This window comes from Pontibacillus salicampi, from assembly GCF_042434395.1.
Lineage (GTDB): Bacteria > Bacillota > Bacilli > Bacillales > BH030062 > Pontibacillus > Pontibacillus salicampi.
The window spans coordinates 25,983-39,735 of sequence record NZ_JBHLTP010000004.1; the positions used below are offsets into that span (position 1 = coordinate 25,983).

General features: G+C 41.0%; 12 protein-coding genes. 10 read left to right on the top strand and 2 right to left on the bottom strand.

The features are described 5' to 3' along the window. Positions 1–103: 103 nt before the first annotated feature. The 3 genes from ACFFGV_RS06860 to ACFFGV_RS06870 all read left to right on the top strand — a co-directional run bounded on the left by ACFFGV_RS06860 (position 104) and on the right by ACFFGV_RS06870 (position 4,020). Positions 104–1,810, top strand: coding sequence for an ABC-ATPase domain-containing protein (locus tag ACFFGV_RS06860; RefSeq protein WP_377345949.1), 1,707 nt, complete (start codon positions 104–106; stop codon positions 1,808–1,810). Between the two features lie 383 nt (positions 1,811–2,193). After that, positions 2,194–3,336, top strand: coding sequence for a tRNA epoxyqueuosine(34) reductase QueG (gene queG / locus ACFFGV_RS06865; RefSeq protein ID WP_377345951.1), 1,143 nt, complete (start codon positions 2,194–2,196; stop codon positions 3,334–3,336). Positions 3,337–3,489: 153 nt separating this feature from the next. Beyond that, the gene (locus ACFFGV_RS06870) at positions 3,490–4,020 is read left to right on the top strand and encodes a methylated-DNA--[protein]-cysteine S-methyltransferase (protein WP_377345954.1); all 531 of its coding nucleotides are present in this window, start codon (positions 3,490–3,492) and stop codon (positions 4,018–4,020) included. Positions 4,021–4,165: 145 nt separating this feature from the next. Here the strand turns inward: ACFFGV_RS06870 and ACFFGV_RS06875 are convergent, their stop codons facing one another. Next, positions 4,166–4,837, bottom strand: a complete 672-nt coding sequence (locus ACFFGV_RS06875; protein ID WP_377345957.1) for an MgtC/SapB family protein — start codon at positions 4,835–4,837, stop codon at positions 4,166–4,168. Positions 4,838–5,007: 170 nt separating this feature from the next. Between ACFFGV_RS06875 and ACFFGV_RS06880 the strand changes: the two genes are divergently transcribed. Further along, a complete protein-coding gene (locus tag ACFFGV_RS06880) occupies positions 5,008–5,877 on the top strand; it encodes an amidase domain-containing protein (protein WP_377345960.1) in 870 nt (289 codons plus the stop codon). A 51-nt stretch (positions 5,878–5,928) separates the two neighbouring features. Continuing rightward, a complete protein-coding gene (gene trmL / locus ACFFGV_RS06885; protein ID WP_377345963.1) occupies positions 5,929–6,402 on the top strand; it encodes a tRNA (uridine(34)/cytosine(34)/5-carboxymethylaminomethyluridine(34)-2'-O)-methyltransferase TrmL in 474 nt (157 codons plus the stop codon). Positions 6,403–7,036: 634 nt separating this feature from the next. Here trmL and ACFFGV_RS06890 read toward each other — a convergent pair. Beyond that, positions 7,037–7,375, bottom strand: coding sequence for a hypothetical protein (locus ACFFGV_RS06890; RefSeq protein WP_377345966.1), 339 nt, complete (start codon positions 7,373–7,375; stop codon positions 7,037–7,039). Between the two features lie 132 nt (positions 7,376–7,507). On the opposite strand from ACFFGV_RS06890, the gene ACFFGV_RS06895 reads away from it, so the two are divergent. The 5 genes from ACFFGV_RS06895 to ppx all read left to right on the top strand — a co-directional run bounded on the left by ACFFGV_RS06895 (position 7,508) and on the right by ppx (position 13,511). After that, positions 7,508–7,837, top strand: coding sequence for a DMT family transporter (locus ACFFGV_RS06895; protein ID WP_377345969.1), 330 nt, complete (start codon positions 7,508–7,510; stop codon positions 7,835–7,837). Between the two features lie 20 nt (positions 7,838–7,857). Continuing rightward, positions 7,858–8,292: a MarR family winged helix-turn-helix transcriptional regulator gene (locus ACFFGV_RS06900; protein ID WP_377345972.1), complete on the top strand. Its 435-nt coding sequence runs from the start codon at positions 7,858–7,860 to the stop codon at positions 8,290–8,292. Between the two features lie 271 nt (positions 8,293–8,563). Beyond that, a complete protein-coding gene (locus ACFFGV_RS06905) occupies positions 8,564–9,541 on the top strand; it encodes a thermonuclease family protein (protein ID WP_377345974.1) in 978 nt (325 codons plus the stop codon). Positions 9,542–9,885: 344 nt separating this feature from the next. Continuing rightward, a complete protein-coding gene (locus ACFFGV_RS06910; RefSeq protein WP_377345977.1) occupies positions 9,886–11,781 on the top strand; it encodes an ATP-dependent protease PrkA in 1,896 nt (631 codons plus the stop codon). Between the two features lie 194 nt (positions 11,782–11,975). Further along, positions 11,976–13,511 carry an exopolyphosphatase gene (ppx, locus tag ACFFGV_RS06915; RefSeq protein ID WP_377345980.1) on the top strand — a complete coding sequence of 512 codons (1,536 nt, stop codon included), beginning with the start codon at positions 11,976–11,978 and terminating at the stop codon, positions 13,509–13,511. Positions 13,512–13,753 lie beyond the last annotated feature (242 nt).

Sequence of the window (13,753 nt, forward strand, 5' to 3'; positions counted from 1 at the left end):
TTGTGTGAGCGTATTCCAAAAAGGTTACATTGAACAGTGAGGGTGTTTATACACAGTAGGATAATCTAATAACAAAAATCTTATAGGAGTAGAGGTGAAGAGTATGAAAGACCTTCAAAACAAATTAAAACAAATTGATGGAAAGAGCTATAAAGCGTATAAAGATATCCAAGGACGATATTCCTTTAAGGGATATGACCTTGTCCTAGATTATGTCCAAGGTGACCCCTTTGCGGCACCATCCAAAATTAGAGTGATCGTTCCAGACAAGGCAAAGCCCATCCATTCTAAATGGAAGGAAACGACATCGAGAAAAATATATGCAGAAGATGTGATTGCTAGAAAAGTAGCGAAATCCATCGATAAAGATAACAGTTTTATTAAAGGGACAGGTAAAAGTGGTATGGTTGCCATTGATAAGCCTGGTCAGGAAATAGTGGATAGAACAGCTGTGAGAATGGAAGAAAACCAAACAGTAATCTGTTTATCTATTGGACTGCCGGCAAATGGTCGGAGAATTAACGGGAAGGAAGCAGAAAAATTACTGTTTCAAGCCATACCTTCTATAATGAATACTTCCATATTCGCAGTACAGGATCAGGAGCTGGATGCTTCTTCAGAGCTTGCGGACCAGCATGATGCTGTTCGTGCCAAAATGAAAGAGGAGAATTGGATTTCCTTTGTAGCAGATGGAGCTATCCTTCCTCGGGAAAGTGGTATTAGTAATCGTCCTATGAAGCAGGCCGTACCATTCGAAAGCCCTGAAGCGAACCGAGTATCGATAGACATCCCTCACCAGGAGGAGCCACTAACGGGAATGGCAGTAAAGAAAGGTATCGTTCTAATTGTGGGAGGAGGCTACCACGGAAAAAGTACCCTGTTGAAAGCGATGGAGCGTGGAGTGTATCCTCATATTAAAGGAGACGGACGAGAATTTGTTATCACCGACCCTGACGCTGTAAAGGTACGTGCAGAAGATGGGCGTTCCGTTGCAAGTGTCAACATTTCACCATTTATCAATGACTTACCACATGGGGAGAACACAGTCCAGTTCTCTACGGATAATGCAAGTGGCAGCACATCCCAGGCTGCAAATGTTATGGAGGCAGTTGAAGCCGGTGCCTCTACTATATTAATAGATGAGGATACAAGTGCAACCAACTTCATGATTCGAGATGAGCGGATGCAGGAACTGGTAGTCAAAGAAAAAGAGCCAATCACTCCGTTTATCGATCGCATTAAACAAATGCGCGACGAATTACACGTCTCCACTATCCTAGTAATGGGAGGGTCAGGCGACTATTTTGACGCAGCAGACGATGTCATTATGCTGGATCAATATTTGCCATACAACGTAACGGAGAAAGCGAAAGAAATTGCAGAAAAGCATCCATTTCATCGAGAGAAGGAAAGTGATGATGCCTTTGGCTCAATTCCAAACCGGCATTTCCTTCCTCAAAGCGTCCAAAGTCAAAAAGGGAAGAAGTCTAAAGTGCAAGCCAAAGGCCAACACTTAATACTAATGGGCAAGCATGATATATCATTACATTATGTAGAGCAGTTAGTAGATACTTCTCAGACAACGATGATTGCTGAAATTTTGCTCCACTTAGAGCAAAAAGGCTGGCTGAAAAAACAACGCAGCTTACATGAGCTATTAGATGCAATCGAACAGCAAATGGATGAAAAAGGACTTGCCTCTTTCACACCATATCCTGAACAGCATCCTGGCGACCTGGCAAGACCAAGGCGCCATGAAATAGCAGCCACCTTGAACAGATTAAGAACAGCCAAGGTCAATCAGTTTTAACGGTGCTTACAGCGAAGTGAGGGGGAGGAAGAACCCCATATCCAATGGGCCATGCACCCCATACGTCGCTAATCGGTCGCTTCCACTTTATCTAGGAAATCTAGTTGCAGCGGGTAGGGTCTAGCGTCATAAGCCACAACCTCTTGCGAGGGAAAATCCCCCTCTACAGAGGCTGTGACTTATGCGTACGCCCCTGACCACCCGCTTCCACTTTATAATCCAGCTGCAGCTCCCAGCGACTAGTGGGGTTCTGTCCCTTTCTTGCGATAAGTCAACATCGAATCGCTAACGCTCTTCGTGTTTCCTTTATCTCATGCAGGGCCATGCACCCTATACGTCGCTAATCGGTCGCTTCCACTTTATATATAGAAAGGAGGGGTTTTATGGATCTTCATGCTTTGCGGGAGGATATGGTTGCTTTTAGTAAGGAGATTGGTATTGATAAGATTGGCGTGGCTTCGCCGGATGTATTTACGGAGTTGAAGGAGCGGCTTAGGGCGCAGCAGGAATTGGGGTATCAGTCTGGCTTTGAGAAGGGCTCCCTCGACGAGCGTACAACGCCTAACATGCACGTTCCTGAGGCGAAATCTATCATTTCTATAGCCATAGCGTACCCAAGTAAGATGAAGGATGCTCCTCGCAGTAAGCGTGGGGAGCGGCGGGGCTTGTTTTGTCGTGCCTCGTGGGGACAGGATTATCATGATGTGTTAAATGATAAGCTCAACCGACTAGCGGAATTTCTGGAGGAGAAGTATCCTGGTTTTCGTTGGAGATCGATGGTGGATACGGGCGAGCTTTCCGATCGGGCGGTCGCAGAGCGCGCGGGTATTGGATTTACGGGGAAGAATACAAATCTTATCACAAAGGAATTTGGTTCTTACGTGTATTTGGGCGAAATTATAACCAATATCCCATTTGCACCGGATGATCCTGTTGATGATAGCTGTGGTGATTGCAATATTTGTGTGGACGCGTGTCCAACAGGGGCACTTGTTCAAGGTAATCAATTACACGCTGGTAAATGTATTGCTTTCCTTACCCAGACGAAAGGGTTTCTACCTGATGAATATCGGGATAAGATAGGGAATAGGATATATGGTTGTGATACGTGTCAGACGGTATGTCCAAAAAATAAAAAGAAGGATTTTCACTTGCATCCTGAGCTGGAGCCGGATCCGGAATTAGTAAAGCCTGAATTGAAGCCCCTCCTGTCTATTTCAAATAGAGAGTTCAAAGAGAAATACGGAAAAATGGCCGGATCTTGGAGAGGGAAGAAGCCTATTCAGCGAAATGCTATTATTGCCCTGGCTCATTATAAGGATGATACTGCAGTAGAGGAGCTTATCCGGGTAATGAAGGAAGACCCTCGGCCTGTTATTCGTGGAACAGCAGCTTGGGCGCTAGGGAAGATTGGTGTACCTTCTAGCTATGATGTCATCCTTCATGCTAAAGAGAAGGAGACAGATGAGGAAGTCCTACTGGAAATGGATAAAGGTTTAGCGTTTTTCACAAATGCTACTGTGTAATGTGTAGTAAATAAAACCCTTGCCTGCAAGGGTTTTTGTGCTGCCGTAACGGTAGGCTGCATATAATTTTTATGAAAATGGTATAAACAACTTTCAAACCAATGGAATACCATGTACAATGATAAAAAATCTTTCTTAAAAGAAGGGGTAATTATGGCAAAACGTTCCATTCTTTATTTTGATGAAATGGAAAGTCCAGTTGGTCCCATAACTCTAGTTGCAACTGAATCAGGGTTATGTCGTTTAGATTATGGTACTCCACGAGATCTGGAGCCAAAGCTTTCAAGCTGGTCTAAGAAGTACTTCCTATGCTCAGAATGGATTCAAGATAAAGAGAAGTTCCATGACGCGAGGAAACAATTACAGGAATACTTTGCAAAAACTCGACAAACGTTTGATATAAAGCTGGATTTGTATGGCTCTCCCTTTCAGCAAAAAGTTTGGAAAGCTCTAGTAGACATTCCATTTGGTGAAACTAGATCCTACAAAGACATTGCTCTAGCGATTCACTCCCCTAAAGCTGTTCGAGCTGTAGGAGGGGCGGTCAATAAAAATCCAATGTCCATTATCTACCCCTGCCATCGAGTTATTGGCAGTAACGGAGCTTTAGTAGGGTATGCAGGCGGATTAGATAAAAAAGAGCACTTATTAGAACATGAACAGGTGAAAGCTGTCTCCTCCTAGGAGACGGCTTTTTTTTTCGGTGAGCGTAACCATAGTTGGTGATTGCGCTTTTTCATTACCTCCCTAACAGGTCAAAGAGACACACTCCATAATTTATGCTGGGCACGCAGTGTAGTACTTTGCACTGGTAGGAGCCTTACTACCATTACAAATTTTCACATTTGACATGGCTTACACCATCCAAGCCTTTCACTAAATAATAGATGTCTGTCAGATACATCGATTTGGGGACACGCAAATGTACTTCCATCAAGTTATCCTTCGTCTTGAAATCGTCTACTTTGACACGGACAATCGAGAACCGCTCATCATGAAGAGAGGTGATAATGGACGTCATGCGTTCCTCGTCATCCAGTCTAATGGAAATTCGCACTTCCTGCTCTAATAGTGGTCGAAAGCGTAGCCATTGTAATAAATACGGCAGACACCTTATCCCAAAAAGGATCAATCCTATGGAAATACTAGCCTCAAGTATGAACCCAAATCCAATGGTAATCCCAACCCCGGCACTACTCCAAACGAGGGCAGCTGTAGTTAAGCCGCTAATTGCGTCGTTGCGCCGCTGCATAATAACTCCAGCACCAAGAAATCCGATACCAGATAGAATATAGGAGGGGATCCGAGCCGCATCCATCGGCTGACTATATGCTTGAGCATACATATTCGATGCTTCTAAGGACGTAATTGTTAACATACAGGCGATGACACTAATAACCAAGCAAGTACGAAACCCCAAGGGCTTTCGCTTTACCTCTCGCTCTATCCCAATAATCAAGCCGAATATAGCGCTAATAACTAGTTTAAGTACTATGTCCATTCTACATCATCCTTTATTCTAAGGTACTCGCTTCCTGCTTGAATGATGAGAAATAAATCCTTGTTTGTTGTTTAACCATGCATTTTTCTAAGTTGCATCTCCTTTTTCATAAAATAAATGATGAAAGCTTATCCTGCTTCATATGATGGAAGTAGAGGGAGGGAAGTCGGATGACAGTAGTTACGAAAATTAAAGAATATTGGCTGGAGCGTATGAACAATAAGCATAGAAGTACTACCCCTACCTGGATTGATCGGAAACGGATGATGCATGAAAAACGAGGAGCATCAGTAGTGCGAATAACAGCAGATGGGGTACCATATCGTTCCTTCTCCTTTGGGGATTCTACATACAAGGTAGAGTACGATCTTTATGCAACCTTCCTCGTAAAACAAGGAGGACATTTTTATATAGAAGAAGGACAGGAGAGACATGCAGCATTTTTTGAAGGAGAGCGTCTTGTGAAAGACGTGTACATCGAACCGTCAATGCTGGTAGAGGAAATCCCTTCCATTGAGTACGTCCGGGACTATGAGGATTGGGAAGAGGATTTGCGATTTGAATATGACCGTCAGAAGGCCGTACAATATGCAAATCGTTGGTGGAATAGCTATAATCCTGCTTATAAACAATTTGAGAATGATTGTACCAACTTCATTTCTCAATGCCTTCGTGCAGGAGGAGCGCCTATGTGGGGAAGTCCTGCCAGAGGAAAAGGGTGGTGGTATTCTGGAGGGACGTGGAGCTACAGCTGGACGGTTGCCAATGCGTTAAGGTGGTATTTAAGCGGGGCTAAGAAAGGGTTGAAAGGCACAGAGGTGGAACGGGCACGGGAGCTAATCCCTGGGGATGTTATCTGCTATGACTTTGAAGGGGATGGCAGGTGGAATCATAATACCATTGTAGTCGAAAAGGATGCTTTTGGAGAACCTTTGGTCAATGCCCATACGTACAACAGCTATCATCGGTATTGGGATTATGAGGATTCTACTGCCTACACAGCAAACATTAAGTATAAATTTTTTCGGATTGGAGATTAAAATATGGTATAATACGTACCATTGTGAAAAAGTAATATGAGGTGAACGACCATGGCAGTCCATGTTGTGTTATATCAACCAGAAATACCTGCTAATACGGGGAATATTGCTCGTACTTGCCTTGCAACAGATACCGTCCTCCATTTGATTCGTCCTTTAGGGTTTTCAACGGATGATAAAATGCTTCGTCGAGCTGGATTGGATTATTGGCATGATGTTAGTATATTCTATTATGATTCTATAGAGGAATTGTACGAATCTTATCCAGAGGGAAGCTTCTTTTATATAGAAAATTTCGGGACAGGCTATTGGACAGATTTCGATTTTAGTAATCCTGAAGAGGATTTATTCTTTGTCTTTGGCCGAGAAACAGATGGTATCCCTACATCGCTTTTAGAAGGTAAAGAAGATCGATGCTTGCGAATTCATATGACGGATAAGGTGCGTTCGTTGAACCTATCCAATACAGCTGCCGTTCTTATATATGAAGTACTTCGTCAGCAAGGTTTTCCTGGATTGAAATAAAAAAAGCCCCATCGAGAGCTTTCATTACTCGAATGGGCTTTTTACTGTGAAATGAACCGAGCCTATTTTTTTGCATGTTCTCGAAAGGTGAAGGGCTTTTTCCAGGATTGATGTTTTTGGTGCTTTTTGTAATCTGTTACGATCCAAATAATATAGGTAACAGCAAGAATCGGAAAGAGTATTCCTCCCCTTCCATCGATAAGATAGACAAGAGCATAGTAGACCAATGCAAGGGTGAACACTACTTTGATAAGATAAACGTGTATATTGCGTAGCAGAACCAGCACCTTCTTTCCGTTAGGTTTGTACAAAAAAAGCGAGCAGGATAGATCCTTTGCTCGCTTTTTGCCTAGTAAGGGTTTATTTTACATCGTATCCAGCTGAAAAGATGGAAACTAAGTAGGTGATAATGACACCAATAATCAATGCTAATTTCATACGGTTGTTACCCCCTTATGTAAACGCGTTATCGTTTTCATCAATGATACTTGTATTATACCCAATTCTAGACAAACTGTGAACTGATTGTCTATTTTTTTTATTTTACTCTCTTCTTTATTTTCTCTTTTAAAGTGCTAAGGTCTAGTTTTATCTAATGCTGCATCGAATAAACTCATATACATCTTACATGATATTAGTGTAACCGGCGGGCCTTAATGGTATAGGAGGTGGTGATATTAGTGGCCGTTAGAGTAACGGTGTCTTCCGTAACCTCTACGTTCCACGTTAAGCTATTATCCTGAAAGGCAGCGATTTTTATTCGATCATCACCTACATATTCATAGGTTGAATACCATCCATCCAACGCAATCTGACCATCCTCGTAAAAGGTCATTTGATCTCCCTTCATAAAGGGATCACCTTCCTCCACAACTATCCAATCCCCTATAAGAGAAGTCGATTTATTCCCACAACCAGATACTAATACGAGTAACAGAATTATAAGAATAGGGAAGGCGTGTTTACTTTTCATACTATCACCTCGCTACAGCTTATTCATGAATAAGTACAACCATGAATACTTGACGAAAAAAAGAAAAGACGATATAATTTAGTTAAGTTAACTAAACAATTAGCTTCGGAAAATATGAAGGAGGGATACGGGATGGGATACATTTTTTTAGCGGTGGCTATGCTGAGCGAGGTAGTAGGTAGCACCATGCTTAAACTTTCGACTATGGAAACATTCCCGAAAGTGTGGGCTATGGTCGGCGGGTTAGCTGGTTTTTTATCGGCATTATATTTTTTACAGCTCACCCTACATCATATGCCGCTTAATTTGGCCTACGCAGTTTGGGCAGGAGGGGGAACCGCGCTCACTGTAGCTGTTGGTGCCTTCCTTTTCAAAGAACAAATAAATGGTATGATGATACTAGGTATTATGCTAATTGTTGGCGGAGTCCTTGTGCTGAACATGGGTAGAGCCGTTCATTAACTTGTAGATGGGGAGAGATTATGATTACAGAAGATCGTATTGCTGAATTATATGATAGGTTTGAAAAAGTTTGGATGACGTTTTCAGATGTAGAGGATCGATTTAAGAAGTACAATCTCTCTTCCGCTTTAGAGACGCTGCTAATGAAGATTATTCGATTAGAAAGCCCAACGACAACGGATTTAGCGGATCAAATGGAAAAAACCAAGAGTGCCATTAGTCAAATGCTTTCTAAGCTTGAGGAGGATGGCTTTATTGTACGTTTCAAAGATGAAGCAGATAAACGTGTGCAACGGCTGGAGCTTGGTCCAAAAGGCAAACAATATGCAAACGATTTAGAGCAATATGAACAGTATATTTATGGGTTATTTGCTTCTGTATTAGAAGAAAAAGAAGTAAGTCAGCTCACACAAACGTTTGAAAAACTATTACATGCAGCTAGACAAAAGGGATAAAGCCACTTTTGTCTTTTTTTGTGCCGTTAATTCTGTTGGAGATAGGAAGCCTTCCATAACAGATGTCTCGTTTCACTATTTTATAGTGAGTTTGATGAATAGAGATTTTTGAACACTACAAAGTTTGTTCATTTCACAAGCAGAGAAAAGATCGTGATTGATGTAATTTTCCAAAAAGAATGGTTGAGAACTTAGTGAAAAATGACTATACTATTGTTGGTACATTTTTCCTAAAAAAGTATAAAAAATAAATATGGGGGGGACTAAAGAAATGCGTTTAAAGAAAAAATGGTTGGCCATGTTGGCGGTAGTTACTACTGTATTACTTTTGGGGGCATGTGGTAGTTCTAGCGAAAGTAAGATAATAGGAAGTTGGAAAGCTGTTGCAGATGATAAAGTAACAGGATACCTAGAAATAGGTGAAGAGAGATTGGTAAACAGAGAAGAATCAATGACTGCTGAGTACATATTGACTGAAACTCAAGACGATAACTTCTTGGTAGAAGTTGTCAATCCAGAAAGTGGCTCTAATGTATTTTTGTTTGAAGGTTATTTTGAAAATAAAGACAAAATAATAGTTGTAAAAACCCCAGATGGCGCAGCAGAAAATAATGAATTAGTTAGAGTGGATAATATAGAGGAAGCTAAAAAGTTACAAGAAAAAGAGGAAAATGAACTAGCAAAAGAAAGAGAGGACACAAAAGCAAAAACCGAAGAATCTACAGCAAAAGAAAATGATTTACCAAATTATGTTACAAAGGAAGACATCACAAAACAAAACCTAGATGGATTAGTCGAACACGTGGAATTCGTGGAAGCTGTTGACGGGGATACCGTTGTAGTAAAAAGTGAAAACGGAAAAGAAACCGTAAACCTATTGTTAATTGACACACCGGAACCTAATGCACCAGATGGGGGACAAGAGTACGCGTCGCGTGCAACAAATTATGTGACTGAATCCCAAACCGGTCAAACGGTATTATTAGAGCGAGGGCAACCATCACAAGATGAAGATGGAAATACGGTGGGTTTTATCTGGACAAATATGGGTTCAGGTAGTATCGGAATGCTTAATCAATTAATGGTAAGTTTGGGATACGCACGAGTGGCGAATATCGAGGCGAATGAAGTTAATGCAAAATACCTTGATGAATTCCAAGAAGCTGAGAATAGTGCGAAACAAGAGAAGTATAAGATTTGGGAGTATGATGGATATGTGACCGATGACGGTTTTAACCCTGATTTTTAACCCAATAAAAAGAAGGCACATGCTGTAATTAGCGTGTGCCATTTCTTTTACATTGGTATAGAGAGGGATTCCTATAAACCATTCCTCAACGAATTTCTTTGTTTCCTATATACTTTGTTTTTCCCGTCCACTATCTCGCCATTATGTGGAATGTCAACACTTTACCTTGCTTTAAGAACTGAGGGGAGAGCTTGATTGAAATAATAAAGGTTTTTGCCTTACGCACGCAGGCTTTTTGGACAGGTTCTGTTACTAAATCAGCTATCAACTCATTTTTTAAGCCTTGCCCTCATAGACTTTACTAATTCAGCAATTTCCCAACATCGACAGGGGAGGTCTAGTGAGTGGACATTTTAAAAAAGATCCAGAGCTACCGGGAAGAAGAAGAGAGTTTGAAGTGGGAAGGCACGTTTGCGGAATATTTGGAAATGGTAAAGGAACGTCCATATCTTGCGCAATCTGCTCACTCCCGTGTTTATAATATGATTAAACACTCAGGGATTGAGGAAGAGAATGGCAAATTTAATTACAAGTTTTTTGACAATGAAATCTTTGGTCTCGAAGAATCCATGGAACGGTTAGTGGAAGAGTATTTTCATCCAGCAGCTAAACGGTTGGACGTACGAAAGCGTATTTTGCTATTAATGGGACCGGTAAGTGGTGGTAAATCAACTCTTGTTACGTTGTTGAAGCGAGGGCTGGAGCGTTTCTCTCACACTGATGAAGGAGCGGTGTATGCTATTAAAGGATGTCCCATGCATGAGGAGCCCTTACACCTTATTCCTCATCATTTAAGAGAGGATTTTCACGATGAGTATGGCATTCGAGTAGAAGGAAACCTATCACCGCTTAACATGATGCGCTTGGAAAAGGAGTATGGCTCAAGGATTGAGGATGTAATTATTGAACGTATTTTCTTTTCAGAGGATAAACGAGTCGGAATTGGTACGTTTAGTCCGTCTGATCCTAAATCTCAGGATATCGCTGATTTAACGGGTTCGATAGACTTTTCTACGATTGCAGAGTTTGGTTCGGAGTCAGATCCGCGTGCTTACCGTTTCGATGGGGAGCTTAACAAGGCAAACCGCGGAATTATGGAGTTTCAGGAGATGCTGAAGTGTGATGAGAAATTTCTATGGCATCTGTTGTCGTTAACACAGGAAGGTAATTTCAAGGCAGGGCGATTTGCACTTATTTCTGCTGATGAGATGATTATTGCCCATACCAACGAATCAGAGTATCGTTCGTTTATTGCCAATAAGAAGAATGAAGCTCTCCATTCTCGAATGATTGTCATGCCGGTTCCTTATAACTTGCGAGTGGCGGAGGAAGAGCGGATTTACGAGAAGATGATTAACCAGAGTGATATTAAGGATGTGCATATTGCACCTCACACCCTAAAGGTTGCTGCGATGTTTACTATCTTGACGAGATTAAAAGAGACCACGAAGAATAATATCGACTTGCTGAAGAAGATGCGACTGTATGATGGGCAGACAGTAGAAGGGTTTAGCGATGTGGATATTGAAGAATTGAAAAATGAACATCACGATGAAGGTATGAGCGGCATTGATCCACGTTATGTCATTAACCGTATCTCGTCTACTATTATTAAGAAGGAAATGACTTCTATTAACGCATTAGATGTTCTTCGTTCCTTGAAGGATGGATTAAGTAGTCACGCTTCTATTTCGAAAGAGGACCGTGAGAGATATTTGAACTTCATTTCAACTGCGCGTAAGGAATACGATGAAATTGCTAAAAAAGAAGTGCAGAAAGCCTTTGTGTATTCCTATGAGGAGTCTGCCAAAACGCTAATGGATAACTATTTGGATAATGTAGAGGCTTATTGTAATAAAGCAAAGCTGCGTGATCCTTTAACTGGAGAAGAGCTAAATCCTGATGAGAAGCTTATGCGTTCCATCGAAGAACAAATAGGCATATCAGAAAATGCGAAAAAAGCGTTCCGTGAAGAGATTCTCATACGAATTTCCGCCTATGCTCGAAAAGGGAAGAAGTTTGATTATTCCTCTCACGAAAGATTACGAGAAGCCATTCAGAAAAAGCTGTTTGCCGATTTAAAAGATGTTGTTAAGATTACTACATCTACCAAAACACCGGATGAGCAGCAGTTGAAGAAAGTAAATGAAGTGGTGGCAACCCTTATTGATGAGTATGGGTACAATTCAACTTCAGCCAATGAACTACTTCGTTATGTAGGAAGCCTGCTTAATCGTTAATCATAAAGGAGCCCATGCTTACTCGGTGCATGGGCTTCTTTTTGTTGCTGTAAAGGGATCCATGTTACAATGTCTGACGGAATACTACATAGCTTGTTTTTTCCATAAATCATAAACTAGAACAATTTCGTGTGCTATAATGAAGCCAATTCAAAACAAACTCAATACTATAGAGACCATAAAGGGTGTTATCGTTGGGAAAAGAACATTATGCCATTATTGATATAGGTTCCAATACGGTTCGACTAGTTATCTATGTGCGGGAAAAAAGCGGACGTTTCAAAGAAATTGAGAACGTTAAAGCCGTAGCGCGATTACGGTATTATCTAGAGGAAGACAATACGCTGAATACGGACGGAATAGACGTATTACTGAAAATCCTCAAAAGCTTTAAAGAGGTAACGGATACGTATGATCTACATCAAATCATATGTGTGGCTACTGCTACTATACGGCAAGCAGAGAATCAGCATGCTATTATTGCACGAGTGGAAGAAGTATCGGGTTTTCGTATGCAAGTTCTTTCGGAAGAGGAAGAAGCGTATTATGGGTATTTAGCAGTTGTGAATTCGACGTCTGTGTCGGATGGAATCACCGTTGATATAGGTGGAGGAAGTACGGAGATTACGTATTTTCAAGACAGGAACATTATGCATTCTCACAGTTTTCCGTTCGGTGCGATTACATTAAAGCAAATGTTTGTGAAACGAGACGTACCTACTGAAAAGGAAATGTATAAAATTAAGACGTTTCTTCATGATCAGTTCGAAACGCTTACTTGGTTAAAAGGGAAGAATGTCCCGTTGGTTGGTATTGGAGGAAGTGCTCGGAACATGGTGCAGGTGGATCAAGCGTTAAAGAACTACCCATTAGCCGGCGTGCACCAATACCGTATGTATGAGAATGATATGGCCTTTATAAAAAATTACTTATTAACTTTATCCTTTAAGAAGCTCCAGAAGGTAGAAGGGCTTTCCAAGGATCGTGCTGATATTATTTTACCAGCGCTTGAGGTGTTTCATTCTCTTTATGAGCATGTAGAATCGACATCCTTCATACTTAGTCGCAAAGGGTTAAGGGACGGTGTGTTTTACGAACAGCTGACTCAGGACTTTGGTATATCTATGTTTCCTAATGTGATTGAGGAGAGCTTTACAGAGCTTGCGATGGACTTTGACATTGATTATAAGCATGTCCATCAGGCGACCAATATTGCTTTGCAATTATTTGAGGAACTTCGTCAGCATGGGGTAGGACACGTGATGAAATCGGATATGAACCTGCTAAAGCGTGGAGCATACGTGTTTAACCTTGGAGAATATATAGATTCGGAGTCCTCCTCTCAGCATACCTTCTATTTACTTGCCAATCGAACGATAGATGGCCTGGTTCACTTAGAGCGCTTAAAGGTAGCACTTATCGCTTCCTATAAGAGCAAACAAATATTCAAGCAATACCTCGAGCCATATAAGCATTGGTTTGTGAAGGAAGAGAAACATAAGCTTAAGACGCTGGGCTCGTTACTAAAGCTCGCCTATTGCTTTGATTCCACAAGAAGAAGTATTGTAAAGGATATACAAGTAGAGCTTGAAGAAGAAGACTTATATATAGACGTGTATTGTGATCAAGAATGGATGCCAGAAGAGTATCAGGTGGAAAAACAAAAAAAACATCTGGAAAAAGCGTTGAAAAAGAATATTTCTGTTCAGTTTCATTTATTCAGAGGATGACATTGATTGTCATCCTCTATTTGTATGAATAGATGTAGAAGAGGGTATAGTTAAGGGAAGTGATTCGTACGAGATGGTACTTTTGGTGTGTATTTATGGCATACAACTTCCCTTTTTTTGGCGTATCTATGTCAAAGAGCATAGGAAAAATAACGTTCTTTACATTGCCTAAACAAAATATTAATTATTTTTTAACCTTTTTCCTGTAAGATAAAATTGTTGAAAAATGCCTTATTATGTCT